The organism is Cryobacterium sp. Y82, from assembly GCF_002929495.1.
Lineage (GTDB): Bacteria > Actinomycetota > Actinomycetes > Actinomycetales > Microbacteriaceae > Cryobacterium > Cryobacterium serini.
In genome coordinates this window covers 59524-84793 of the sequence record NZ_PJJJ01000031.1, presented here as the reverse complement: position 1 = coordinate 84793, position 25270 = coordinate 59524, and the positions used below count along the sequence as shown (strand labels likewise).

The window sequence follows — 25270 nt, the reverse complement described above, 5'->3', positions numbered from 1 at the left end:
ACCGGCTGAACGTGCCAACTGCGCAATCGCAAGAAAATTCAGCGGTGAGCGGGTGTTTCGTCCAGCGGCAAACTGGTTTACTACACTCTAGAGGGTGTCCTGCGTGGCCGTCCGGGTGACGGACGCGACTTTTCCCAGGCCGAGAAAGAAAGGTGGCCCGTGCACGCCATAGGTATCGATATCGGGGGCACCAAGATTGCCGGAGCGCTGGTCGACGAGGCGGGCACCATCATCCGCTCTGATCGACAGCCAACGACGCCGGGCAACCCGGACGCGATCGAGGATGCCGTCGTTGCGATGATTCGCGGCCTCCCCGAGGGCGAAGAGGTTGTCGCTGCCGGGGTCGCGGCGGCTGGTTTCATCGACTCCGCCCAGTCGACCGTGTACTACGCACCGAATATCAGCTGGCGCAATGAGCCGTTCCGCGACAAGCTCGAGGCTCGACTCGACCTGCCCATCATTATCGAAAACGATGCCAACGCGGCCGGCTGGGCGGAGTTTCGCTTCGGTGCTGGTCGCCCGTACACCGACATGGTCACCCTGACCGTCGGCACCGGCGTGGGCGGCGCGATCGTGTCGGGCAATGCCCTGTTTCGCGGTGGCTTTGGCGCCGGCGCTGAACTGGGTCATCTCCGGGTCGTTCCCGACGGGCTTCCCTGTGGCTGCGGAGCCCATGGCTGCTTGGAACAGTACGGCTCCGGTCGGGCCCTGCTGCGTATCGCCAACGAATTCGCGGATGCCGGCGGCATCGGCCTGGGCCTGGCCGCCGTCCGTGAGCGGCGCGGCAAACTCACCGGTAAGGAAGTGGGGCGGCTGATTCAGGACGGTGACGGCGGCGCTCGCGCGGCGCTGCGCCAGCTAGGCAGCTCCCTCGGGCAGGCCTGCGCGAGCCTCGGTGCCGTGCTCGACCCGCAGGTGTTCGTGTTCGGCGGGGGAGTGGCGGCAGCCGGAGACCTGCTGCTCGAACCGATTCGTGCCGCCTACCTCGAATATTTGCCGGCCCGCGGCTACCACCCGGAAGCGGAGTTTGCCATTGCCCAGCTCGTCAACGATGCCGGTGTCGTGGGAGCGGCCGACCTGGCCCGAATACACGCGGTGCGCTGAGGGGATGCCGTGGGCGCCGGCCGCGCGCGGCATCCGCTTTGCTGTGGCAGGCGGACTAAGCTTTCGTAGTCGGATAAGGGAGTGCGAATGTTCTATTGGTTCATGAAGAACATCGTCATCGGCCCGCTGTTGCTCACGCTGTTTCGACCGTGGATCATCGGCCTGGAGAACATTCCGAAGACCGGCCCGGTCATTCTCGCCAGCAACCACCTCTCGTTCATCGATTCGGTTTTTCTGCCGCTTGTCGTGCCGCGCCGCGTGGCGTTTCTCGCCAAGAGTGACTATTTCACCGGCAAGGGCCTCAAAGGCTGGGCCACACGGCAGTTTCTCACCGCGGCGGGACAGCTCCCCATCGATCGTTCCGGCGGCAAGGCCTCGGAGGATTCGCTGAACACCGGCCTTCGAGTGCTCGGCGAGGGCCGCATCCTCGGCATCTATCCCGAGGGCACCCGCAGCCCCGACGCCCGCCTGTATCGCGGACGTACCGGTGTGGCCCGTATGGTGCTGGAATCGGGAGTGACGGTCATTCCCGTCGCCATGATCGACACCGAGAAGGCCATGCCCACCGGCACCAGGATTCCGCAGGTGCGTCGGATCGGCATTGTGATCGGCACACCGCTTGACTTCACCCGGTTCACGGGCATGGAGGGGGACCGGTTCGTACTGCGCAGTGTCACCGACGAACTCATGTACGAGTTGCAGCGACTCAGCACGCAGGAGTACGTCGACGTCTACGCTTCCTCGGTCAAGGAGAAGCGGGCCAGCCTTTCGCGATAAGCTGCTTGAAGTGCTGTCTGCGCGTGTGACGGTGCAGCACCTCATCCATTTCGGGTCGATACGCCTCGTACGGCCCAGCAGAGAAAACAGGAACCATCCCGTGGTAGACCCCACCGAGCCCATTGTTGCCGCAGAAGCCTCTGTCATCACGGGTCTCGACCACTGGCGCACGCTGCCGATCAAGCAGCAGCCGACCTGGCCCGACGCCGCCAAGGTGGCGGCGGCATCCGCTGAGCTGGCGACCCAGCCGCCGCTGGTCTTCGCCGGTGAGGTCGATATTCTGCGCGACCGGCTGGCTCAGGCCGCCGGTGGGCAGGGTTTTCTGTTGCAGGGCGGCGACTGCGCCGAGACGTTCAGCGGCGCTACGGCCGATCAGATTCGCAACCGGGTCAAGACCGTGCTGCAGATGGCCGTTGTGCTCACCTACGGTGCGTCGATGCCGGTAATCAAGATGGGGCGCATGGCCGGCCAGTTCGCCAAGCCCCGCTCGAGCGACTTCGAGACCCGCGACGGTGTAACGCTTCCGGCGTACCGCGGCGATATCGTCAACGGTTACCCGTTCACGCCCGAGTCGCGCGAGGCCGACCCTGACCGGCTCGTCAAGGCCTACCACACCTCTGCCTCAACCCTCAATCTCATTCGTGCGTTTACGCAGGGTGGCTTCGCCGACCTGCGCCAGGTACACAGCTGGAACCAGGGCTTCGCCGCCAACCCGGCCAACCAGCAGTACGAGAAGGTGGCCAAGGAGATCGACCGCGCGATCAAGTTCATGATCGCCTGCGGCGCTGACTTCGAAGCGATGCGGCGCACCGAGTTCTACACCAGCCACGAGGGCCTGCTGATGGACTACGAGCGCCCGATGACCCGCATCGACTCCCGCACCGGAACGCCGTACAACACCTCAGCCCACTTCATCTGGATCGGAGAGCGCACCCGCGACCTCGACGGCGCTCACGTGGACTTCTTGTCCCGGGTACGCAACCCGATCGGTGTCAAGCTCGGCCCGACCACCTCGACGGACGACATGCTGCGACTCGTTGACAAGCTCGACCCGAACCGCGAACCCGGCCGCCTCACTTTCATCACCCGCATGGGCGCCGGCAAGGTGCGCGACGCCCTGCCCCCGCTGCTCGAGGCCATCAAGGCCAGCGAAGCCACGCCGCTGTGGGTCAGCGACCCAATGCACGGCAACGGTGTCACGACGCCGACTGGCTACAAGACGCGTCGTTTCGACGACGTCGTCGACGAGGTCAAGGGCTTCTTCGAGGCACACCGTGCCGTGGGAACGCACCCCGGTGGAATCCACGTCGAGCTCACCGGCGACGATGTCACCGAGTGCCTCGGCGGCTCTGAGCACATCGACGAGGCCGCCCTCGCGACCCGGTACGAGTCCCTCTGCGACCCGCGCCTGAACCACATGCAGTCCCTCGAGCTAGCGTTCCTGGTCGCCGAGGAGCTAGCCGCCCGCTAGCCCCCTCTTGGAGGGGCCCGGGCCCGGTCCCTGGGCCCAGTTTATAAACTGGGCCCAGAGTCGTAAGGTGGGCCCGAGATCAGCCGAACGGGTTCGTCGGCTTGAGCGTGATCGTGCTGCCCTTGGCTGCTGCCGTACCAGCGACAGGGTTCGTGGATGCAACGTCGAGGAGCGCGGCGATCGCGTCAGCGCCAAGGTTGTAGCTCAAAACGAAACCGAGCGCGGTCAGGGTGTCTTTGCCCTCGTTCCAGGACATGCCAACGACATTGGGCACTGTGACCGGCTCGGGCCCGCGGGAGATGACCAGGGTGAGGGTGGCACCCTCGCGAATTGTGCCATCAGGCACCTGCGCAGTGATGACGTCGCCCTCTGCGACCGTGTCGCTGTACGTCTGCTCGCCCGAGACCACGATCAGGGTCTTGCCGACCAGGATGTCGGTGGCCTCGGCCACGGTTTTGCCGTCGACGTTTGGAATGGAGCCGAGCGACACGACGAGATTCACGGTGAGGCCTTCGAAGTACTCGCCGCCAGCCGAGACGTCGGCGCCGTCGGATTCCTTGCTGGCAGAGATGACGGAGCCTGCGGCCACGTCACCGTTGAAGATTGGGTCGACGCTGCCCAAGACGGCTTTCAGATCGGTGATGGCAGCGGATGCCGCCTCCTGCGCCAAACCGGCCAGGGCCGGCAGCGTGATGGGCTGCAGGCCTTGGGAGACGATGATCGTGACCGCGCTGTCTTGTGGAACCCGGCTGCCGGCATCCGGATCGGTGCCGATGACGAGCCCTTCGGCGATTGTCGCGCTGAAGGCACCACCAAGCTCGGGCGTGAGGCCGAGCTTGGTCAGTTGTGTCGACGCGGCCTCGGGGGAGGCCGACGCGACGTCGGGCACGGACACGTCTGACCCGGGGCCCGAGCCGAAATACCAACCGGTACCGCCGAGGGCAGCCGCGATGAGAAGAACGAGGGCGAAAAGCCAGAATCCGCGGCCCTTGCGCTTGTCCACTTTTTTGCTCAGTAGATCACCGTTGTCGGCCGGACCGACCGGACCGGTGCCGATCGGGTGAATTCCGAGCAGGGTTGCAGCGGGAGGTTTTGTGGGAGCGAGCTTGGCACCGAGAACCTGCGTTTCGGCATCCGCGACCGGGTTCGCGCCGGTGCGCAGGCTGACAGGTAGCACCATGGTCGACTGCAGAGCCAATTCCTGAGTACCGCCGCGCACCAGCGCGCTTACGTCATGCAGTTGATCGAGCATGACTCTGGCGTCACGGGGGCGGTCTTCCGGGTCGCGCGCAGTGGCCCAGAGCACGAGTTCGTCGAGTTCGTGGGGAACGGAGGCGACCTTGCTGCTCGGCATCGGTACAGTGTCGTTGGCGTGCTGGTAAGCAATTTGCATCGGCGCCTCGCCCACATAGGGTTGCTCACCGGTAAGCATTTCGAAGGTCATGATGCCGAGGGCATAGATATCGCTGCGTGCATCGGCGATACCGCGGGTGACGAGCTCGGGGGAAAGGTACGCGATGGTTCCCAGCAGGGCCTGGCCGGTCGCTGTGTTGTTGTTGACCGCGCGCGCCAGGCCGAAGTCGCTGATCTTGATGCGGCCGTCATCGGCGAGCAGCACGTTCTCCGGCTTGACATCGCGGTGCACGATGCCCGCCTTGTGGGCGGCCGCCAGCCCGCTGAGCACGGCCTCGAGAATATCGAGTGTCTGCTCGGGGGTGAGGCGACCGTAGTCCTTGAGCAAGTCACGAAGGGTGATCCCGGGAAGATATTCCATCACGAGGTAAGCCATGTCCGCGTCCTGGCCCTGGTCGAAGACGTTCACGACGTTCGGGTGGGCGAGTCGGGCAGCCGACCTGGCCTCCTGAATGAAACGGACCTTGAACGCGCTGTCGTCGGCGAGGTGGCCGTGCATGATCTTGATGGCGACCCGGCGTTCGAGGCGCAGGTCAGTGGCCAGATAGACCGTGGCCATGCCGCCGCGCGCAATGCGCGAGCGCACTTGATACCGGCCGTCGATAAGACGGCCTATCGTCGGGTCGGTCGAAGGAACGGTCACTCCTAGATTCTACGGAATTCGGCGGCGGCACCGGCGCGCGGCGCGCAGACGGGGGCCATCCAGGTCGGGACCCAGGGACTCAACTGCCGGGCTAGCCGATTTCGCTCAGCCAAGATTGCGCTGACGTTTCCCACTTTGCGTAATAGTCGGGGTAGGCCGAGATTTGCACGGCCTGGGCAGCCTGGGTCACAGTCATCGACTCCCAGCCCGCGATATCGAGCAGACCGCGGGTCACGTTGGGGTTCGGGTTGCTCGCGCCGCCGAAGAAGGCAAGACTGGCCCGCACGGGATCCATCACCTGCTCCGGCGTTCCCCAGCCGGCACTCGGGCGCTGCTGGAATAGGCCGAGGGAATCCCGATCGCCGTAGTTCACATTGCGCAGCCCGGATTCCTGGGCGGCCGCGGCTAGCGCGATGACGAGACCGGCATTGCTCACACCGGCGCCCCGGCCGACGGCCACGATCTTCTGGGCGTTCTGTCGCATTTCCTCCGACATCGGAGTTACCACACCCGCCGTCGCCACTGGAATAATTGCGGCTACAGAAACGGAGGCCGGTGCCGGCGTGGTCGGCAGGGTCAAGACCTGTCCGGGGTAGATGATGCTCGACCAGCCAAGGCCATTGGCGTCGAGCACTGCCTGCACGCTCACCCCGGCCGCGTTGGCCACGGCGGTGATGGTCTCGCCGCTGGCGATGGTGTGGGTGGCTGCAGCGGCGATCTCGGCGACCGGCACGACATATGCCGCCGACTCCAGTGCTGGGGACGCCGACAAGAGGATGACCTGTCCGGGGTGGATAACACTGTCCCCGGTAAGTCCGTTGGCAGTGAGAACGTCGACGGTCTTCAGTGAGTGAGCAGCAGCGATGCCACTGATGGTGTCGCCGCTCTGCACCGAATACGAAGCGGATGCCGCCGGCGCGGCCACGACGGTGGCTGGCGCCGCTGCCGGGGTCAGGGTTAGAGTCTGTCCAGGAAAGATCAGAGCCCGGGAATCGAGACCGTTCAATGCCAGCACGGCCGCCGTCGACAAGCCGAACCGGGCAGCGATGCCGCTGACGGTGTCACCGTCCACGACCGGGTACTGGGCTGGCGCAACTTGGACGGCCGCTGCGGCCACCGTCACGACGGGAGCGGCCTCGGCGAGCTTCGACTTGAGCGGCTTCTTCGCCAGAACTTGAGCCTGGGCCGGAGCAGCCAGATTGAGGCTGATCGCGAGGGTGCTGACCAGCACGATTGGCACGGTCAGCGATGCCGGCAGGGAACGCAGATCACTGGGCTTCTTCGCACGCCGCTTCGCCGCGGTGCTAATACCGGAGAAACCAGCACCAGAAAAAGCGACGCTGACCGCCTCGTCAACGGTCGTATTTCGAGCGGCGGACGCCGCAGCATCCGCCGTATTCGTTTTCACCCTGGTCGACATGGTGCTCCGTTCATTGTGCGCACACGCGCGATCCAGCCAGCAAGGTCGTACAGTATCGGGTCGAATGCAGCAATCCCCACTGCGAGGTTTTCACAATTAGGAGACGGAGTCAATTGATCAGGCGCGCTGAGTTGGTCCGATCACGTGTGCAAAGTGCCGGGAAGTTTTGTCGCGGCACCAAATCATGGGAGGCTACAGGAGTGAGCGATGTGTCTTCAGAGCCCGAGTGGCTTACTATCCCTGCCCTAGTCAACCTGCTCGGAATGAGCCAGAGCCGCGTTCGACACCTGATCGACGACAAATACCTCCTGGCTATCCGGCGCGACAATGTCGTGTCGGTTCCGTCCCTGTTTCTGCGTGACGGCGCTCCCGTCCCCGAACTTCGCGGCACGCTGTTCGTGCTGGCCGACGACGGCTTCACGGACATGCAGGCCATGACCTGGCTGCTCGAAGTCGATGACAGCCTGGGAGTACCCCCGATCGAAGCCCTTCGGGCCGGTCGCAAGGCCGAAGTACGACGGGTCGCACAAGCCCTAGCCTGAACAGGCGTTCGCCGAAGCAGGCGATCGCCTAAATCGGCCGCATGGCCGTCGATCAAAACGCTCGACGTGTCACCCGATCGGTCAGGTCCAGCAACTTTTGCCGGGCAACGACGCTGATCGGCGCGCTGTGCAGAGCCGTCAGTGCCTCGGCAACCTGGGATGCGATGAGCGCCTCAACCCGGTCGACGGCGCCACTGGCTGTGAGGAGCTGCTGGAGGGCACGAATCTGTGCGGCATCGAGCGTTGCGTCACCGAGCTGCGCATCGAGCGATGCTCGGTCGGTGGTGCTCAGGCGTTCCCGCGCTAGTGCGATCAACACCGTTCGCTTGCCCTCCGTCAGGTCGTCGCCGCTCGGCTTGCCGGTCACGGCGGCGTCGCCGAACACTCCAAGCAGGTCGTCGCGCAGCTGATACGCCATACCGAGCGGCAGGCCGAATGCCCGCAGCGAATCCAGCTGAGCGGTCGAGGCGCCTGCCAGCGCCGCCCCAATCACGAGCGGAGCCTGAACGCTGTACTTCGCCGACTTGTAGACGATCACGCGCAGGGCCCGATCGAGTAGTTCCGCCTCCGGCTGGGCCAGCCAGGCTCGTTCCTCGAGAATGTCGAGGTATTGGCCAGCGGTGACCTCGGTGCGCATGAAGTTGAATTCGAGCCTGGCACGCCGGGCCGAGGATCGATCGGTGAGTTCATCGAGCCCCTCATCGAGCAGCTCATCGCTCCAGCCCAGCAGCAGATCGCCGAGCAGAATGGCCGACGCGCGGCCGTACGAGACGGGGTCACCAGCCCAGCCTTCACGCTCGTGTAAGCGTTCGAACAGCTTGTGGGCGCTCGGCGCACCTCGACGGGTATCGGAATTGTCGATGATGTCGTCGTGTACGAGTGCCGCCGCGTGAAAAATTTCGAGAGCGCTGGCGGCTGATACGACCGCGGCCAACCCTGCTGGGGCTGGCAAGCCCGTCGTTTGCATAACCGATTCCAGGCCGGAATCAGGCGGTAAAACACTCTGCGCCCCCCAGTAACAAAACTGGGCGCGGAACCGTTTTCCACCGCTGAGAAACTGCCGTGAGTAGTCGATGAGAGCAGTCAAATCGGAGCTGATCAGAGTCACAATTGGTTCGCGGGACATGAGGTACGCGTCGATGCGAGATTGAACCAAGTCGACCAGGCGTTTGCTTTCAGGCACGCGTATAGCCTAGCCATCCCGGCGGGGCTAGACTGAGGCTAGACGAGCTTGCCCGGTCCGACTTTGTCAAACCACCCGCTCGATCCCGAAACTGGAGGGAATGAGATGCCGCTTTCGGAACAAGAGCAGCGACTCCTTGAAGAGATGGAGCGCAGCCTCTATCACAACGATGCCGATTTTGTGGCCAGCGTTGGAGCGTCGAGGCTTCGCCCGAATTATCGTTCCATAGCGATTGGTGTGTTGCTCGCCGTCGCTGGCATTGTTGCACTCATCGCCGGTGTAGCGATTGCGCAATTGTGGCTCGGCATTCTCGGCTTCGTCGTCATGTTTGGCGGCGTACTCATCGCCGTGACGCCCGGCAGGGCCATTCGTTCGGTTCCCGGGCCGTCGTCGCCCGGTCGTCGCCCGGCCCAAGCTAAGTCCAACCAGGGCTTCATGGACCGATTGAATGATCGTTGGGACCGCCGGCAAGACGGGCAGTAGCTCGACCGATTTCGAGCCCTTTACCGGGCGGTTATAACTCAAGAATTCGCAGTTCCGCAGGGCCGATCATTTGATCGGCCCTTTTTTTGTACCCAAAAACGCACCGGCAACCTGCATTCTTAGAAATATTGCTCCATTTTCCTCCACCCTGATTCTTCAATAGCGTGATGGGTTCTTGGCGCCTAATTTGGAACATTCGCCGAAAAAACTTAGGTTGGTGGTTGAAGGTGGAGTAAAGTGGAGCTACACCTGAATCTGGCCGGAAGAAAGGGGTGAGCGTGTTCCTTGGCACCTACGCCCCCCGGCTCGACGAAAAAGGTCGCATTATTCTTCCCGCGAAGTTTCGGGATGAGCTCTCCACTGGTGTGGTGATGACGCGGGGGCAGGAACACTGCATCTACGTGTTCAGTACCCGCGAATTTGAAACCCTGCACGACAAAATCCGCCAGGCACCCGTCACGAGCAAGCAAGCTCGGGACTACCTCCGAGTGTTTTTGTCGGGCGCGAGTTCAGAAACACCGGACAAACAAAACCGCGTCACCATCCCCGGCAACCTCCGCAGTTATGCGGGGCTTGACCGGGAATTGACCGTCATCGGTGCTGGCAGCCGAGTCGAGATTTGGGACAGCGAAGCGTGGGCCACGTACCTCGCCGAGCAGGAAACCTCGTACGCCAACACGACGGAGGAGGTGATTCCGGGACTCTTCTAGCCCCTGGTGCCTGACTCCCAGCCGTTTTTGCCCTGACACACTTCCCCCGTGCCAGGTCAAAATGGAGGGGAATCAGGCCTCAGGGCCTAGCCCGGTATTATGGTCAGCAACGAAATTCACACCCCGGTACTGCTGGAACGCTGCGTTGAGCTGCTCGCTCCGGCCCTCACTAAGCCCGGTGCCGTTCTCGTCGACGCGACACTCGGCATGGGTGGCCACGCTGAAGCTATCCTGAAGCGTTTTCCCGAACTCATCCTGGTTGGCCTGGACCGCGACACCGAGGCTCTCGCCATCGCCGAGGATCGCCTCAAGAGCTTCGCAGACCGGGTGCACCTGGTGCACACCGTCTATGACGGCATCGGCGAAGCCCTCGACGACCTCGGCATCAGCGAGGTTGCCGGCGTACTCTTCGACCTCGGCGTCTCCAGCCTGCAGATCGACCGCGTCGAGCGGGGCTTCTCCTATTCAAAAGATGCGCCGCTCGACATGCGCATGGACGGCACCGCTGGCCTGACCGCTGAGAGCATTCTCGCCGATTACAGCGAACGCGACCTCAAACGCATCTTTCAGGACTACGGCGAAGAGAAACTTTCCGCCCGCTACGCCAAGGCCATCGTCGAAGCCCGCGAAGCGACTCCCTTCGTTCGGTCAGCGCAACTGGTCGACGTCATCACCAAGGCCACCCCGGTCGCCGTCCAGCGCCTCGGTCACCCGGCCAAGCGCGTGTTCCAGGCCCTGCGCATCGAGGTCAACCAGGAACTGGCCGTACTGGAACGGGCTATTCCGGCCGCGCTCGAGCGCGTGCAAGTCGGCGGCCGCATCGTCGTCATGGCGTACCAGTCTCTCGAGGACCGCATCGTCAAGCGGGCCTTCGCCGCGGCATCCGGCTCAACAGCCCCCGCCGGTCTTCCAGTGGAACTGCCCGAACATAAACCGCTCTTCACCCTTCTGCTGCGTGGCGCCGAATTGGCCTCGGACGAAGAAAAAGCACTCAACCCCCGCGCGACGCCGGTTCGGCTGCGCGCTGCTGTTCGACTGAGAAGGGCCGCCGCATGAGCGACAACCTGGCACGCGTATCATTTTCCATCGAACGTGAACCTGTCGAGGCGCCGGCGCGGCGTGGATTTCGCCTTGTCTCAGCAGCTCCGAACCGCCGGGCGCGCCCGCGCATCTTCTACGCCCTCACCGCGGTGGCCGGCATGGCAGCCATCATCCTGGCCCAGCTGTTGCTCAGCGTCGGCATCTCCCAGGGTGCCTATGAAATCTCCAGCCTGCAGTCCAGCCGGTCTGAGCTTGGCCGCACGGCCGCCAGCGTCAGTGAAGACCTCGTGCGGCTATCCTCCCCGCAGAGCCTCGCCTCCAATGCCGAGGGCCTGGGCATGGTCAGCAATGCCAACCCCGTCTTCCTCCGCCTGTCCGACGGCGCTGTTTTGGGCGCTCCGGCCTCAGCGTCTGGCTCGCAGGCCGGAGCGGCCAGTCTTGTTCCCAACGCCTTGCTGGCCGGTAGCACCCCGCTCTCGGCGCTTCCGGATGATGCGGCGAGGACCGGCGGAACCGTGGCGATTACGAGCGCACCGATAGTTCCGGCGGGACTCGCGGCGCCCACTACCCGATAGTTACCTCGAGTCGACAATGATGGGCAGATGAGCGTGCGCAACAGTAGTGCCCGAACCAGCAGTGCCCGAAGCAATCCGACCAACTCTCGGTCCAGCCGCCAGCGTACTGTTTTCACCATCCTTGTGCTGTTCGCTGTGATCGCAGTATTCCTCGTGCGCTTGGTGGATATCCAGGTCGTACAGGCCGATTCGCTCACCAAAGACTCCGTGGGAAACCGCTCGGTCGGCCAGGTGGTCTACGGCTCGCGCGGCGAGATCATCGACGCCGACGGCGTCGTGCTCGCTGCAACGGTTATGCGCTATAACATCACCATGTCCCCGGTGAATGCGACGCCTTTCAAGCGCACCGTCGACGGCAAAACGATTGAGATTTCGGTGGCTGACGCCGCTGCCGAGATCGGCGCAGTAACCGGTCAAACCGGTGATGCCATCCTGCAGACAATTGGGGCTGCACTGACGGCCAATGCTGAGGCGAACTTCGCCTATATCGCCCAGAAGGTCGACGTCGATGTGCTGCGTGCCGTGCAAGACCTGCACATTCCCTGGACCTACTCCGAGAACAGCCCGAGCCGGGTGTACCCGAACGGCGCCGTAGCTGGCAACATGCTCGGATACCTGTCGGGGGAGGGTGTTCCGCAGGCTGGGCTCGAATCCGGGCAGGACGCCTGCCTCGCGTCCACCGACGGCTCGGAAACCTATGAAAAGGGCGCCGACGGCGTACGTATTCCCGGCAGCAGCGTCACGAGCACCGCCGCCACCGATGGCGGAGACGTCGTCACCACCATCGACTCCGACCTGAATTGGTTCGTGCAACAGACTCTCGCGGCCCGGGCGCAGGAAACGGGTGCCGCTTGGGCGACCGCGGTGGTGCAGGACGCCAAGACCGGCAAGCTCCTCGCCGTGGCCGACTACCCCTCGGTAGACCCGAACAACGTCGGTGGTACCGAGAACCCGGATGATCGCGGCTCCCGCGCCTTCACCCAGTCCTTCGAACCCGGCTCGACCTTCAAGGCGCTCACCGCGGCATCCGTTCTCGATGCCGGAGCGGCCACCCTGGAAACCGGGATTGTCGCGCCCTACCGATACCTGCCGGCCAACGGCGCCAATATCAACGACAGTCACTCCCACCCCGACCAAAACATGACCATGACCGGTGTGCTGATCGACTCCAGCAACACCGGCATGTCCAAGTTTGGAGAGATGCTCACCGACCAGCAGCGCTACGACTACATGAAAGCGTTCGGTGTTGGCACACCTACCGAGACGGGCTTTCCCCGTGAAGACGGCGGCATTCTGCATCCGTTCGACGAGTGGGACAACCAGACCAACTACGCGACCATGTTCGGGCAGGGTCTGACCACGACCGCGCTGCAGGTTGCGAGCATCTACCAGACCATCGCCAATGATGGCGTGCGCATGCCGGTGCAGTTGGTCGCGGGCTGCAGGCAGGCCGACGGCACCATGACGAACGTGCCGGACCAGGTCGGCACGCGGGTGCTGTCAGAGAAGGCAGCAAACGAGACCAGCGATGTACTCGAAATGGTTTATCAAAAAAGTTGGGTGCATAGCAAGTGGAACATCCCCGGTTATCGGGTCGCCGCCAAGACCGGAACAGCGCAGATGCCCGACGGTCAGGGTGGGTACTCCGACGGGTATCTGGTGTCGGTGTCGGGCTACGCTCCGGCCGACGATCCGCAGTACGTCGTTTCGGTCAGCATCGCCGACCCTGTTAAACTGAACACATCTGCCGCACCGGCTCCGGTCTTCCAGGAGATCATGAGCCAGGTGTTGAAAAAGTACCGGGCGGTTCCCTCAGGCGCGACTGCGCCTGACCTCCCTTCCACCTGGTAAGAAAGCGAGCCCTGCGTGTCTGAATTGGCGCCGTCGGCTCTCCGTCCCGAGCATCCCGTTCCGCGGTCGTTGTCGGGATTGGTTGCCGAATTTGATCTAGAACTTCGTGGAGACATCGACGGTCTCGAAGTCACCGGAGTGAGCCTGAGCTCGCGCACGGTGCAACCCGGCGACCTCTATGTCGGCGTTCCCGGTGCGCACCTGCACGGCGCGACCTTCGCCGCCGCGGCCTCCGAGGCCGGGGCGGTGGCCATTTTGACCGACGAGGCCGGAGCATTGCTCGCTGCGGCCAGCGGTCTGCCGGTTTTGGTCACACCGGATGCCCGCGCCGCGCTCGGCGCCGTCTCCGCCTGGATTTATCGCACCGACGACAACCCGGCGACCCTGTTCGCCGTCACCGGCACCAACGGCAAAACCAGCGTCGTTTACCTTTTATTCGGCATCCTGAACCAACTCGGCGTCGTCTCGGGGCTCACCTCGACCGCCGAACGCCGCATCGGTGATCTCGCCGTCACGAGTTCGCTCACCACGCCCGAGGCCAGCGAACTGCACGCCCTGTTGGCCCGTATGAACGAGGCCGAGGTGCGCGCCGTCGGCATCGAGGTATCGGCGCAAGCCCTCAGCCGCTACCGGGTCGACGGCCTCGTCTTCGATATCGCTGCGTTTACCAACCTCAGCCACGACCACCTCGACGACTACCCGGCGATGGACGACTACTTTCAGGCCAAGCTCGAACTGTTCCAACCCGACCGCTCGCACCGTGGCGTCGTCACCGTTGACACCGACTGGGGGCGCCGACTCGCCGACGAATGCCGCATCCCGGTGACGACCATCAGCAATCGGGCAGACGTCGATGCCGACTGGCACATGACCGTTGTGGGGGAGTCCGCCACGCACACCGACTTCGTGCTCGACGGCCCCGATGGCCGTCGCCTGCACACCCGGGTGCCGCTGCTCGGCTGGTACATGGCCGCCAACGCCGCTCTGGCCATCGTCATGCTTGTGGAAAGCGGATTCGACCTCGGTGCCATTCAGCACACGCTGACCCGCGACGGCGGCATTGTCGCGTTCATCCCGGGCCGCGCGGAGCGCATCTCCGGTGATCGAGGGCCGCTCGTCTACATCGATTACGGGCACAGCCCGGATGCCTTCCTCAATACGCTCGCGGCACTGCGCAAATTTACCCCGGGTAAATTGATCATGCTCTTCGGCGCCGACGGCGACCGCGACACCACGAAACGCGCCGATATGGGTCGGATCGCCGCCCAAGGCAGCGATATCGTGGTCGTGACCGACTTTCACCCGCGGTTTGAAGACGCCGCGAGCATCCGTGCCGTTCTACTGAAAGCAGCGCGCGAAGCCGTGCCGGACGGCGAGTTCTACGAGGTGGCCAACCCGCGTGCGGCATTCCGCACGGCGTTGTCACTCGCACACGAAGGAGACACCATTTTGTACGCGGGCCCCGGTCACGAGGACTACCACGAGGTACAGGGCGTGAAACTGCCGTATTCGGCCAGGGACGACTCCCGCCAGGCGCTGCGCGAAGCGGGGTGGCTGTAAATGATCGCACTCTCCCTGGCCGAAATCAGCCAGGTCGTCGATGGTGCCCTGCACCTCGCCGGCGCGTGCGCGCCATCGGATCTCGTCAACGGATCAGTGCAGACCGATTCGCGCCTGATCGAACCCGGCTCGATCTTCGTCGCCAAGCCCGGCGCGGTCACCGACGGGCACCTGTTCGCGCCGGTCGCTGCAGCCCAGGGCGCCGCGCTGCTCATCGTCGAACGACTGCTTGACCTGCCGGTCACCCAAATCGTCGTCGCCGACGCCGTTGCAGCGCTCGGCGCCCTGGCATCCACCGTTGTCGCCAGGGTGCGCGCCGCCGGGACGCTCAAGATTGTGGCCGTCACCGGGTCCAATGGCAAAACCACCACCAAGAACCTGCTGCGCAGCATGCTCGAACGGGTTGGCCCCACCGTCGCCCCTCGAGGATCCTTCAACAACCAGGTCGGGGCGCCGATGACGATGCTCGAGGTCACCGACGACACCCGTTTCCTGGTGATCGAGATGGGCGCCAGCAGCGAGGGCGCCATCGCTAACCTCGTGCGCCTGGCCCGACCCGACGTTGGCATCGTGCTCACCATCGGCCTTGCCCACGCCGGTGAGTTCGGCGATCTTGATGGCACCGTGCGGGCTAAGTCCGAAATGGTCACCGACCTGCTTCCCACGGATGTCGCGGTGCTGAATGCCGACGACCCGCGCGTCGCGCAGATGGCCGCGATCACCCCCGCACGCGTCGTGCGGTTCGGCCAGTATGGGCAGGTCGACGTGCGCGCCAGCGATGTGCATTCCGGGCGCACCGGAACGACGTTCACCCTGCACCTCGCCGACGGGCAGAGCGCCCCGGTTGTGTTCCCGGTGCTCGGTGAGCACCACGTCATGAACGCCCTCGCCGCCGCGGCCGCCGCGGAAGTCCTCGGGGTGTCGCTTCGCGATATCGTCGCCGCGCTACAAGCTACTACCAGGGCCGAACGCTGGCGCATGGAGGTGCTCGGCGGAAAGGACGACGTCACGATCATCAATGACGCCTACAACGCGAGCCCCGACTCGATGAGCGCAGCCCTCAAGACGCTCGCCCAGATCGGCATTCCCGGCCGGAGAACCATCGCGGTTCTCGGGGAGATGGCCGAACTCGGCGAACTAGCCGGTGAAGAGCACGATCGCATCGGGCTACTCGCTGTGCGGCTGAACATCTCCCAGATGATCGTGGTGGGCCAGCGGGCTCGCCGCATGCACATCAGCACCATCAATGAGGGATCCTGGGACGGTGAGTCGGCCTATGTCGACACGCCGGACGAAGCCTTCGAACTGGTGCGCAACAGCGTGAATCCGGGGGACACCGTGCTCGTGAAGTCATCCAACTCCGCGGGTCTGCGATTCCTCGGCGATCGACTGGGAGACTTGTTCTCGTGAGAGTCCTGCTGCTGTCCGGAGCGTTTTCGCTCGCGTTCACCCTGTTTCTGACGCCGCTGTTTATTCGATTGTTCAAAAAGCTCGGCTGGGGCCAGTTCATTCGTGACGACGGCCCCAAGAGTCACCATGCCAAGCGCGGTACCGCCACCATGGGTGGAATCATCATCATTCTGGGTGTGCTGATCAGCTATTTCACGGCCATGTTGATCGAGCAACGGCCGTTCACTCCGTCACCGTTGCTTGTCTTGTTCATGATGGTGGGCCTCGGGCTTGTTGGTTTTCTCGACGACTTCCTGAAGACGCGCCACCAGCGCAGTCTCGGGCTTGGTGGCTGGTCCAAGGTTCTCGGGCAGGTCATCGTCGCTGGCGCTTTCGGTGTCCTGTCGTTGCAATTCGTCGACCGCAACGGCCAGACCCCCGCCTCGACCAGCATCTCGTTCATTCGCGATCTACCCCTCGACTTTCTCAAATTGGGCACGTTCATCGGCATCGCCGTGTTTCTGCTCTGGATCTGCCTGATTGTGGCCGCGACGTCGAACGGCGTTAACGTCGCGGATGGCCTCGATGGCCTCGCCACCGGGGCATCCATTTTTGCCATCGGGTCTTTCGTGGTGATCGGCTTCTGGCAGTCCAACCAGAGCTGCTTCGGCGGATCGGATGCCGCCGACCAGTACAAGTGCTACCTCGGCCCCGACTCCTTCGACCTCGCCATCGTCGCGGCGACCATCGTCGGTGGCCTGATCGGCTTTCTCTGGTGGAATACCTCGCCGGCCAAGATCTTCCTCGGTGATACCGGTTCGCTCGCCCTCGGTGGGGCGCTGGCTGCCCTCGCCATTCTCAGCCGCACCGAACTGCTCCTGGTGCTCATCGGCGGACTGTTCGTCATGGAAGCCGGATCGGTGATCGTGCAGCGTGCCTACTTCAAAATCACCCACGGTAAACGCATCTTCCTAATGAGTCCGATCCACCACCACTTTGAGCTCAAGGGCTGGGCCGAAGTCACGGTCGTCGTGCGGTTCTGGATCATCGGCGGACTGCTCGTCGCGGCCGGTGTCGGCTCGTTCTACCTCGAGTGGCTGAGCCGCTAATGAGCGATGACGCCGCTACGAACGACCGCCTGGATGACCTCACCAGCTGGCACGCGGACTGGAAGGGCCTGCGCGTTGCCGTGCTCGGCCTCGGAGTGACCGGTTTCGCCGCCGCCGACACCCTCGCCGAACTCGGCGCCGACGTGCTTGTTCTGGCGTCTGTCGGCCCCGACGAACGCTTCGACCTGCTCACGGTGCTTGGAGTGCCGTTCGTGCAGGCTGACCTGCGGGAGGTGCCCGCGGAACTCGCAGCGCAGATCCCGGAATTGATCATCGTGTCGCCCGGCTTCCATCCCGACCATCCGCTGCTCAATTGGGCGGCGGAGAATCAGATTCCAGTCTGGGGTGACATCGAACTTGCCTGGCGGCTGCGCGACAAGGTCGGTGTTCCTGCCGAGTGGATGCTCGTCACCGGCACCAACGGCAAAACCACCACCGTGCAACTCACCGCCACCATGCTCGCCGCCCACGGCAGCCGCGTTGCCCCCTGCGGCAACATCGGCGTGCCCGTGCTCGACGCCATCCGCGATCCTGCCGGGTGGGACGTGCTCGTCGTCGAACTCTCCAGCTACCAACTGCACCACCTGCCAAAGAGCGGTCCGGGCGCGCTGGCGCCCTGGGCGAGCCTCTGCCTCAATGTCGCTGACGACCACCTGGACTGGCACGGTTCGGCCGCCGCCTACCGCGCTGCCAAAGCCAAGGTATATCTGAACACCGCCGTTGCCTGCGTCTACAACACAGCGGATGCCGCCACCCGGGAAATGGTGCAGGAAGCCGACGTGCAGGACGGTGCGCGGGCGATCGGTTTCGCCCTCGGCGTGCCAGGACCGAGCGAATTGGGTATCGTCGACGGCATCGTCTGCGACCGCGCCTTCCTTCCGGACCGGTTCGAACGCGCCCTCGAACTGACCACCGTTCCGCACCTCGTATCGGCCGGCCTCGGCGCCCCGCACGTGATCATGGATGTGCTCGCCGCGAGCGCCCTCGCGCGGTCGTTCGGCGTGGCGCCGGCCACCATCCACACGGCGCTGGAGACCTTCCACCTCGACGCGCACCGCATCGAGACGGTCGCTATCGGGGACGGCGTGGAGTGGGTCGACGATTCCAAAGCGACTAATCCGCATGCGGCCGATGCCTCCCTGGCCGCCTATGAGTCAGTCGTCTGGCTGGTCGGCGGGTTGCTCAAGGGGGTCGACATCGATCAACTCGTGCGCAAGCACGTGGGCCGCCTGCGCGGCGCGATCATCATCGGCGTCGATCGCCTGGCATTACGCCAGGCATTCGCGCGACACGCCCCCGACCTGACCGTGTTCGAGATCGACCCGGACGACACTGTATCCAACGGCGCCGAACAGGTGATGACGGTGGCGGTCCGGCTTGCTGCCGAAATCGCCAAGGCTGGGGATACGGTGCTGCTCGCACCGGCGGCCGCGTCCATGGACCAATTCGAGAGCTATGCCGAACGGGGCCGGCTTTTCAATCAGGCAGTACACGATCTACTAGGCAGGTGACGCGGATGGTACAGGTGCCGCGTAACCCCTCCTCCCGCACCACGTCACGCCCGGTCACCCGCACCGCGCCTGTTTCCGGGCGCCCGACGCTGGCATCCGTCCAGCGGGCCGAGGCGCAAACGCCGGGCGGACCACAGGTTCGAATCCACCTCGGTCGAGTGTTCAAGGCTGAGGGCGGCAACTACTTTCTACTGCTGGGCACCACCCTCTTTCTGGTCATCTTCGGCCTCGTCATGGTGCTGTCGTCGTCGTCGGTCGACTCCTTTCTGGCCGACATGGGATTCTTTGGCGGGCTGCTCCGTCAGGGCATGTTCGCGCTGATCGGCATTCCCCTCATGCTCGTCGCCAGCCGGCTGCCGCTCGCGTTTTGGCGGCGCATGGCCTGGCCGTCACTGCTGCTCACCTGTTTCTTTCAGTTTCTGGTGGTGGCCACCGGACTCGGCCGCGGCACCGGAGGCAACACCAACTGGCTGAACATCTTTGGCATCCAGTTTCAGCCGTCTGAGGGCATCAAGGTGGCACTGGTCATCTGGCTCGGCATGATCCTGTCGAAAAAACAGCATCAACTCGACAACTGGAGGCACGTATTCATCCCGGTGTTCGGGGTGGGCGGCGGCGCCACGATGCTCGTCATGATCGGCGGCGACCTCGGAACCACCATGATCATGGCCGGCATTTTGTTCGGCGCCCTGTTCTTCGCCGGAGTCAAACTGCGTCTGCTCGCCGTACCCCTGTTGGTCGGTGTCGCTGGCGCTATCGTGCTCGCCGTCGCGAGCCCCAATCGTCTGACTCGCATCATGAGCTTTCTCAAGGAGGGTTGCACCGAGCTGAGCGGGGAAATCTCCGCCAGCTGCTGGCAACCACTGCATGGCACCTGGGCGCTGGCTAACGGTGGAGTCTTCGGCGTGGGCCTTGGCAATTCGAAGGCCAAATGGTCTTGGTTGCCGGCCGCCGACAATGACTACATCTTCGCCATCATCGGCGAAGAGCTCGGATTGATCGGCTGCATCGTCGTGCTCGGCATGTTCATTCTGTTGGCCTTCGCCTTTTTGCGCATCATGCGAACGGCCACGACCGTGCAGGCCAAAGTCTCCACGGCCGCCGCCATGGTCTGGATCATCGGCCAGGCCTTCGTCAACATCGGCGTGGTGCTCGGAGTGTTCCCCGTGCTGGGCGTACCGCTGCCGCTGATTTCGGCCGGTGGCACCGCTTTGCTCACTACCCTCGTGGCGATCGGCATCGTGCTCTCTTTTGCGCGCGGCGACCGCTCAAGCCAAGCAGAGAATGATTTCGACGACAACGAGGCTGACCGGGCATGACCACGTACTTACTCGCGGGCGGCGGAACCGCCGGCCACGTCAACCCCCTACTCGCCGTCGCCGACCGCATCCGCAGTGTCGAAGCGGATGCCACGGTGCTGGTTCTCGGCACGGCTGAGGGTCTCGAGGCACGCCTGGTTCCGGCCCGTGGTTACGAACTTATCGTCGTGCCCAAGGTGCCGTTTCCGCGCCGCCCAAATCGGGCAGCCCTCGATTTTCTGCCGCAGTTCAACGCCGCCGTCCGCAGGGTGGCCACAATCATTCGGTCTCGAAAGGTCGATGTCGTCGTTGGTTTTGGCGGCTACGTTTCGACGCCGGCGTACCTCGCCGCCCGCCGTGTCGGTGTGCCGATCGTTATCCACGAGGCGAACGCCAAGCCGGGCCTGGCCAACAAGCTGGGCGCACGCCTGACTCGGCACGTCGGGGTCGCGTTCGCCGGCACCCCGATTCGGCACGCGCGGTTCGTGGGCATGCCGCTGCGCCCCGAGATCGAACACCTCGACCGCGCGGCGACCCGGTCAGAGGCCCTGGCCTTCTTCTCGCTAGCCCCTGAGCGTTCCGTACTGCTCGTCACCGGCGGGTCACTTGGTGCACGCAAGCTCAACGGCACCATGGTCGCTGCCGCGCGGGACCTCGTCGCGGCGGGTTGGCAGGTACTGCACATTACCGGGTCGACGGCCGAGGTTACCGACCCGCACCTGCCGAACTATCACCTGGTCGCGTACTGCGACCGCATGGATCTCGCCCTCGCGGCGGCTGATTTCGCCGTGACGCGGGCCGGATCGGCGACGGTGAGCGAGCTGTGTGCGCTCGGTATTGCGGCCGTGTACGTGCCCTACCCGGTCGGCAATGGCGAACAGCGTTTCAACGCTGCGCCGGTGCTGGCGGCCGGTGGGGGCATCCTGGTCCACGACAAGGACTTCGTGCCGGCCTTCGTCCAGGGTGAGTTGGTGACCCTGTTGGGTGACCGAGCAAGGCTGGCGGCAATGGGGAGAGCTGCGGCATCCGTTGGCGTGTTGGACGGCACCGCGCAGATGATCGATCTGATTCACGAGGCGCTCACGACCTGAACGCCGGTTGGCACGCGTAACGTAGTGCCCACACGAACTGTTTTTTTAGCTTCAATCGAGAAGAGCGCACCACGGTGATCAAACCAGACCTCAACCTGATCATTCCCGACAAGCTCGGAAGTGTGCACTTCGTGGGCGTCGGCGGATCCGGCATGAGTGGCATCGCTCGGCTGTTCCTGAACCGGGGCTACACGGTCACCGGGTCGGATGCGAAGGATTCACCGAACGTGAAGGCCCTGCGGGAACTCGGCGCGACCGTGTACATCGGGCATACTGCCGCCAACGTCGGCACCGCCGACTCGCTCGTTGTCACCGGCGCCCTCTGGCAGGACAACCCCGAGTACGTGCTCGCGAATGAACGCGGCCTGCCGGTGCTGCACCGCGCGCAGGCCCTGGCCTGGCTCATCCGCCAGCACCGCCTGGTATCGGTCGCCGGCGCACACGGCAAGACCACCTCCACCGGCATGATCGTCACCGGTCTGCTCGGCCTCGGCCAGGACCCGAGCTTTGTCAATGGTGGCGTGATCGAATCGCTCGGGGTGAGCTCCGCGAGTGGCGCCGACGACCTGTTCGTGGTCGAAGCCGACGAATCCGATGGTTCTTTTCTACTGTACGACACGGCAGTTGCCCTGGTCACAAACGTTGACCCCGACCATCTCGACCACTACGGCTCGCTCGAAGCCTTTGAGGCCGCTTTCGTCGAATTCAGTCGGAATGCCAGCGAACTCGTCGTCATCTCCTCCGACGACGTCGGCGCGGTGAGGGTCACCGCGGCCCTCATTGCCGGCCTGAGCGACGCGGATGCCGCTGCCCGCGTGGTCACGTTTGGCGAGCACCCCGATTCCACAGTGCGCGTGCACTCCATCACCACGACCGGTCCGGTCAGCTTCAGCGTTGCCTGGCGAGGCCAGGATTACAGCGCCACTCTGCGCATCCCCGGCAAACACAACGCGATCAATGCGGCCGGCGCCTTCGCTGTGCTGGTCGGCCTCGGCTTCGATCCCGCCGCCAGCCTCGACGCGATCGCCGGCTTCGGTGGCACCCAGCGTCGGTTCGAACTACACGGTACGGTCGGCGGCGTCAGCGTCTATGACGACTACGCCCACCACCCGACCGAGGTCGCCGCCGCTCTCGCCGCAGCCCGCACCGTCGTCGGTGCTGGCCGCATCATCGCCGTGCACCAGCCGCACCTGTACAGCCGCACCCGCCTGTTCGCCCAGGAATTCGCCGAGACCCTCGAGACCTTCGCCGACCAGACCATCGTGCTCGGCGTTTACGGCGCCCGCGAAGACCCAGAACCCGGTGTCACCGGCGCGCTTGTCTCCGAACGGTTCCGCGACCCGTCCCACGTGGCCTACGTGCCCGACTGGCAGGATGCCGCCGACTACCTCGCCAGTATCGCCCGCGACGGTGACTTCGTCGTGACCCTCGGCTGCGGCGACGTGAACCGTATCGTGCCCCAGCTGCTCGCCTCGCTCGAAAAAGTACGCGGATGAGGCGGCGGTGAGGCGACCGGCCAGCTTCGATCGGCCGGGCCAGCCGCCTACCGAGTCGGCTCGCCCGGCCGCTCCTGCCCCGAAACGGGCTGCGGACTCGCCGCGAGTTAAACCGACGTCCACGCCGCCGACGGATACTGACGCGGCGCGGGCGCCAGCGGGGCCGCCACGGAAGCAGCTTTTCTCGTCGAGAGCGCCGAAGGCTGCGCGCGGAGGGGGCGCCGCTCCAGCGAAGCGCGCGCCGAAGCCGTTCAACGCGTCCGACACGACGACGGAGCCGATCGTTCTCTTTGGGGGAGACGCATCCGCTGCGCCCGTGTCGGTTTTGCCTCACGCGGTGCCTGCTGTTTCGATGCAGGCAGGCGGGCCCCAGGAGCCCTCCGGCGGCAGTGCAGGTGCCCGCGCGGCCCGGTCGTTACTGCGGGCGGCCCAGCGCGCTCGGAAACGGTTCGAACGGGCCGAAGTGCGGCGGTTTACCGGGCGCGCGCGTCGTCGGCGCACCGCGTGGATTCTCGGTGTCGGTTCAATTCTTCTCGCTTTCGCGCTCATCATCGGGGCGGCCTATTCACCCCTGATGGCTCTGCGTACCATAGAGGTTGTCGGCACGAGCCGCATTGCGGCGGCGGATGTGGTGGCAGCGCTTTCCGAGGAGCTCGGAACCCCGCTGCCCCTGATCGACAGCAACCTGGTCAAGCGTGAACTGTCTCAGTTCACGTTGATTCAGAGCTACGTCACCGAGAGTCGTCCGCCGGGCACACTCGTGGTGCGCATCGTCGAACGGGTACCCGTGGGTGTGCTCGCCGGTCCGACCGGATTCGACCTCGTCGACGCCGCCGGGGTGATCATTGAAACGACGCCGGAGCGCACGGCGGGCTACCCTCTCATCGACGCGCCGGACGGAAGCTCGAGCGCCGGATTCAAGGCGGCCGCCGCGGTTCTCGCAGTGCTGCCCGAAAGCATCCGTACCCAGTTGGACGCGGTGACTGCCGTTACCACCGACGATGTCACACTGAGCCTGCTCGGTGGTGAGCGGGTGGTCTGGGGCAGCCCGGAAAAATCCGAGTACAAAGCCATCGTGCTCGCCGCCCTGCTGGTCGGGCACCCCGCCGGCACGGTCAATGAGTACGACGTGTCATCGCCCGACAGCGCGGTGTTGCGCTAGTTCGCCACGGATTCTGCGCGTTCTTCGCGACACGCGGGCGCACCTCCCCAGCGACAAGCCGCGCCCGCATACTTTCGTAATCAGGAATTGCATACTCAGCATAACTTTAAACCTCGACTAGAGGTTTAGAGTTCCACCCGGAGGCCGGACGTGTCAAACAATCAAAATTATCTAGCCGTCATCAAGGTTGTCGGTATCGGCGGTGGCGGTGTCAACGCCGTCAACCGCATGATCGAATTGGGCCTCCGCGGTGTCGAGTTCATCGCCATCAATACGGATGCCCAGGCCCTGCTCATGAGCGACGCCGACGTCAAACTCGACGTCGGTCGTGACCTCACCCGCGGCCTCGGTGCCGGCGCAGACCCTGAGGTGGGTCGGCGCGCCGCCGAGGATCACGCCGAGGAGATCGAGGAAGCCCTCGCCGGGGCCGACATGGTCTTCGTCACCGCCGGCGAGGGTGGTGGCACCGGAACCGGTGGCGCCCCCGTCGTCGCCCGTATCGCCAAGTCGATCGGCGCGCTCACCATCGGTGTTGTCACCAAGCCGTTCGGCTTTGAGGGCAAGCGCCGCCAGGCCCAGGCCGAAACCGGTGTGGCCTCGCTCAAGAACGAGGTCGACACCCTTATCGTCGTGCCCAACGATCGCCTGCTTGAAATCAGCGACCGCGGCATCAGTATGCTCGAGGCCTTTGCGACCGCTGACCAGGTGCTCCTCGCCGGTGTGCAGGGCATCACCGACCTGATCACCACTCCCGGCCTGATCAACCTCGACTTCGCCGACGTCAAGTCGGTCATGCAGGGCGCTGGCTCGGCCCTCATGGGCATCGGCTCGGCTCGCGGAGCCGACCGTGCGATCAAGGCAGCCGAACTCGCCGTCGCGTCGCCCCTGCTTGAAGCCTCGATCGACGGCGCACACGGCGTACTCCTGTCGATCCAGGGCGGATCCAACCTGGGAATCTTCGAGATCAACGATGCGGCCCGCCTCGTGCAGGAAGCCGTGCACCCCGAAGCCAATATCATTTTCGGTGCTGTCATCGACGACACCCTGGGCGACGAGGTACGGGTCACCGTTATCGCTGCCGGCTTCGACGGTGGTGAGCCCGGCGCCAAAGCGGTCGAGGTGCGTCGTGCCGACCTGGTGGCCGCTGGAATTGCAGCCGGCGCCGGGTCCGCAACGGCCGGCGCGGCAGCATCCGCGCTCAGCGCCACGGGAGCCCCGGCGACCGACTCTGGCAGCTACAGCGACGGCGAGCTCGCAGCCTCCGTCTGGGGAGGGTCTGACGCTGGTAACGGCGTGACCGTTGCCGACCCGGCCTTTGAAGAAGAGGCCGACGACCTGGACATCCCCGACTTCCTCAAATAAGTCGATGTCAGGTACTCCCGGAGCCGAGCACGTCGGCTCCGGGATACACCTTTTTCTTCACCACTCGAACCACACGCAT

21 protein-coding genes are annotated in these 25270 nt (G+C 64.5%); 18 read left to right on the top strand and 3 right to left on the bottom strand.

Annotation, left to right across the window (positions count from 1 at the left end):
* The first annotated feature begins 159 nt into the window (after positions 1-159).
* From CXY70_RS08285 to CXY70_RS08275, 3 genes are all read left to right on the top strand, one after another.
* Positions 160-1104, top strand: a complete 945-nt coding sequence (locus tag CXY70_RS08285) for an ROK family glucokinase (protein ID WP_104191898.1) — start codon at positions 160-162, stop codon at positions 1102-1104.
* A gap of 87 nt (positions 1105-1191) precedes the next feature.
* On the top strand, positions 1192-1881 hold the full coding sequence (locus CXY70_RS08280) for a 1-acyl-sn-glycerol-3-phosphate acyltransferase (protein ID WP_104191897.1): 690 nt from the start codon (positions 1192-1194) through the stop codon (positions 1879-1881).
* A gap of 100 nt (positions 1882-1981) precedes the next feature.
* Positions 1982-3352 (top strand): class II 3-deoxy-7-phosphoheptulonate synthase, encoded by a 1371-nt coding sequence (locus tag CXY70_RS08275; RefSeq protein WP_104191896.1) that lies wholly within the window; start codon positions 1982-1984, stop codon positions 3350-3352.
* A gap of 79 nt (positions 3353-3431) precedes the next feature.
* Here CXY70_RS08275 and pknB read toward each other — a convergent pair whose 3' ends face one another.
* Positions 3432-5408, bottom strand: coding sequence for a Stk1 family PASTA domain-containing Ser/Thr kinase (gene pknB / locus CXY70_RS08270; protein ID WP_104191895.1), 1977 nt, complete (start codon positions 5406-5408; stop codon positions 3432-3434).
* Between the two features lie 91 nt (positions 5409-5499).
* Complete coding sequence (locus CXY70_RS08265; RefSeq protein WP_233205831.1) at positions 5500-6828, bottom strand: LysM peptidoglycan-binding domain-containing protein; 1329 nt, start codon at positions 6826-6828, stop codon at positions 5500-5502.
* 209 nt (positions 6829-7037) lie between these two features.
* Between CXY70_RS08265 and CXY70_RS08260 the strand changes: the two genes are divergently transcribed.
* Positions 7038-7370 carry an Rv2175c family DNA-binding protein gene (locus CXY70_RS08260; RefSeq protein WP_369827365.1) on the top strand — a complete coding sequence of 111 codons (333 nt, stop codon included), beginning with the start codon at positions 7038-7040 and terminating at the stop codon, positions 7368-7370.
* Between the two features lie 52 nt (positions 7371-7422).
* Here the strand turns inward: CXY70_RS08260 and CXY70_RS08255 are convergent, their stop codons facing one another.
* Entirely contained in the window at positions 7423-8553 is a 1131-nt protein-coding gene (locus tag CXY70_RS08255) for a polyprenyl synthetase family protein (RefSeq protein ID WP_104191894.1), read from the bottom strand.
* Positions 8554-8658: 105 nt separating this feature from the next.
* On the opposite strand from CXY70_RS08255, the gene CXY70_RS08250 reads away from it, so the two are divergent.
* From CXY70_RS08250 to ftsZ, 14 genes are all read left to right on the top strand, one after another.
* Positions 8659-9036, top strand: coding sequence for a DUF3040 domain-containing protein (locus CXY70_RS08250; protein ID WP_104191893.1), 378 nt, complete (start codon positions 8659-8661; stop codon positions 9034-9036).
* A 278-nt stretch (positions 9037-9314) separates the two neighbouring features.
* Entirely contained in the window at positions 9315-9746 is a 432-nt protein-coding gene (gene mraZ, locus CXY70_RS08245; protein WP_092110083.1) for a division/cell wall cluster transcriptional repressor MraZ, read from the top strand.
* A 99-nt stretch (positions 9747-9845) separates the two neighbouring features.
* Positions 9846-10802, top strand: a complete 957-nt coding sequence (gene rsmH, locus CXY70_RS08240) for a 16S rRNA (cytosine(1402)-N(4))-methyltransferase RsmH (RefSeq protein WP_104191892.1) — start codon at positions 9846-9848, stop codon at positions 10800-10802.
* The gene (locus CXY70_RS08235; RefSeq protein WP_104191891.1) at positions 10799-11362 is read left to right on the top strand and encodes a hypothetical protein; all 564 of its coding nucleotides are present in this window, start codon (positions 10799-10801) and stop codon (positions 11360-11362) included. Before rsmH ends, CXY70_RS08235 begins: the two co-directional genes overlap by 4 nt.
* Positions 11363-11389: 27 nt before the next feature.
* A complete protein-coding gene (locus CXY70_RS08230; RefSeq protein WP_104191890.1) occupies positions 11390-13213 on the top strand; it encodes a penicillin-binding protein 2 in 1824 nt (607 codons plus the stop codon).
* A gap of 15 nt (positions 13214-13228) precedes the next feature.
* Positions 13229-14773, top strand: a complete 1545-nt coding sequence (locus CXY70_RS08225) for a Mur ligase family protein (RefSeq protein WP_104191889.1) — start codon at positions 13229-13231, stop codon at positions 14771-14773.
* Complete coding sequence (gene murF / locus CXY70_RS08220; RefSeq protein ID WP_104191888.1) at positions 14774-16183, top strand: UDP-N-acetylmuramoyl-tripeptide--D-alanyl-D-alanine ligase; 1410 nt, start codon at positions 14774-14776, stop codon at positions 16181-16183. It abuts the gene before it with no gap.
* Complete coding sequence (mraY, locus tag CXY70_RS08215) at positions 16180-17271, top strand: phospho-N-acetylmuramoyl-pentapeptide-transferase (protein WP_104191887.1); 1092 nt, start codon at positions 16180-16182, stop codon at positions 17269-17271. Before murF ends, mraY begins: the two co-directional genes overlap by 4 nt.
* Positions 17271-18782 carry a UDP-N-acetylmuramoyl-L-alanine--D-glutamate ligase gene (gene murD / locus CXY70_RS08210; RefSeq protein WP_104191886.1) on the top strand — a complete coding sequence of 504 codons (1512 nt, stop codon included), beginning with the start codon at positions 17271-17273 and terminating at the stop codon, positions 18780-18782. The genes mraY and murD overlap by 1 nt, the downstream gene beginning before the upstream one ends.
* Before the next feature lie 5 nt (positions 18783-18787).
* Complete coding sequence (gene ftsW / locus CXY70_RS08205) at positions 18788-20101, top strand: putative lipid II flippase FtsW (protein ID WP_104191885.1); 1314 nt, start codon at positions 18788-18790, stop codon at positions 20099-20101.
* The gene (locus tag CXY70_RS08200; RefSeq protein ID WP_104191884.1) at positions 20098-21171 is read left to right on the top strand and encodes a glycosyltransferase; all 1074 of its coding nucleotides are present in this window, start codon (positions 20098-20100) and stop codon (positions 21169-21171) included. Before ftsW ends, CXY70_RS08200 begins: the two co-directional genes overlap by 4 nt.
* A gap of 74 nt (positions 21172-21245) precedes the next feature.
* Positions 21246-22667: a UDP-N-acetylmuramate--L-alanine ligase gene (gene murC, locus CXY70_RS08195; protein ID WP_104191883.1), complete on the top strand. Its 1422-nt coding sequence runs from the start codon at positions 21246-21248 to the stop codon at positions 22665-22667.
* Positions 22668-23004: 337 nt separating this feature from the next.
* Positions 23005-23829 (top strand): FtsQ-type POTRA domain-containing protein, encoded by an 825-nt coding sequence (locus tag CXY70_RS08190; protein WP_146066092.1) that lies wholly within the window; start codon positions 23005-23007, stop codon positions 23827-23829.
* Between the two features lie 150 nt (positions 23830-23979).
* Positions 23980-25191: a cell division protein FtsZ gene (ftsZ, locus tag CXY70_RS08185; protein ID WP_104191881.1), complete on the top strand. Its 1212-nt coding sequence runs from the start codon at positions 23980-23982 to the stop codon at positions 25189-25191.
* The last annotated feature ends 79 nt before the right edge of the window (positions 25192-25270 follow it).

Coding starts and splice junctions, on each gene's coding strand:
- CXY70_RS08280 (WP_104191897.1), top strand. CDS start 1,192: ATGTTCTATTGGTTCATGAAGAACATCGTCATCGGCCCGCTGTTGCTC.
- CXY70_RS08265 (WP_233205831.1), bottom strand. CDS start 6,828: ATGTCGACCAGGGTGAAAACGAATACGGCGGATGCTGCGGCGTCCGCC.
- CXY70_RS08250 (WP_104191893.1), top strand. CDS start 8,659: ATGCCGCTTTCGGAACAAGAGCAGCGACTCCTTGAAGAGATGGAGCGC.
- rsmH (WP_104191892.1), top strand. CDS start 9,846: ATGGTCAGCAACGAAATTCACACCCCGGTACTGCTGGAACGCTGCGTT.
- CXY70_RS08235 (WP_104191891.1), top strand. CDS start 10,799: ATGAGCGACAACCTGGCACGCGTATCATTTTCCATCGAACGTGAACCT.
- CXY70_RS08230 (WP_104191890.1), top strand. CDS start 11,390: ATGAGCGTGCGCAACAGTAGTGCCCGAACCAGCAGTGCCCGAAGCAAT.
- murF (WP_104191888.1), top strand. CDS start 14,774: ATGATCGCACTCTCCCTGGCCGAAATCAGCCAGGTCGTCGATGGTGCC.
- murD (WP_104191886.1), top strand. CDS start 17,271: ATGAGCGATGACGCCGCTACGAACGACCGCCTGGATGACCTCACCAGC.
- ftsW (WP_104191885.1), top strand. CDS start 18,788: ATGGTACAGGTGCCGCGTAACCCCTCCTCCCGCACCACGTCACGCCCG.
- CXY70_RS08200 (WP_104191884.1), top strand. CDS start 20,098: ATGACCACGTACTTACTCGCGGGCGGCGGAACCGCCGGCCACGTCAAC.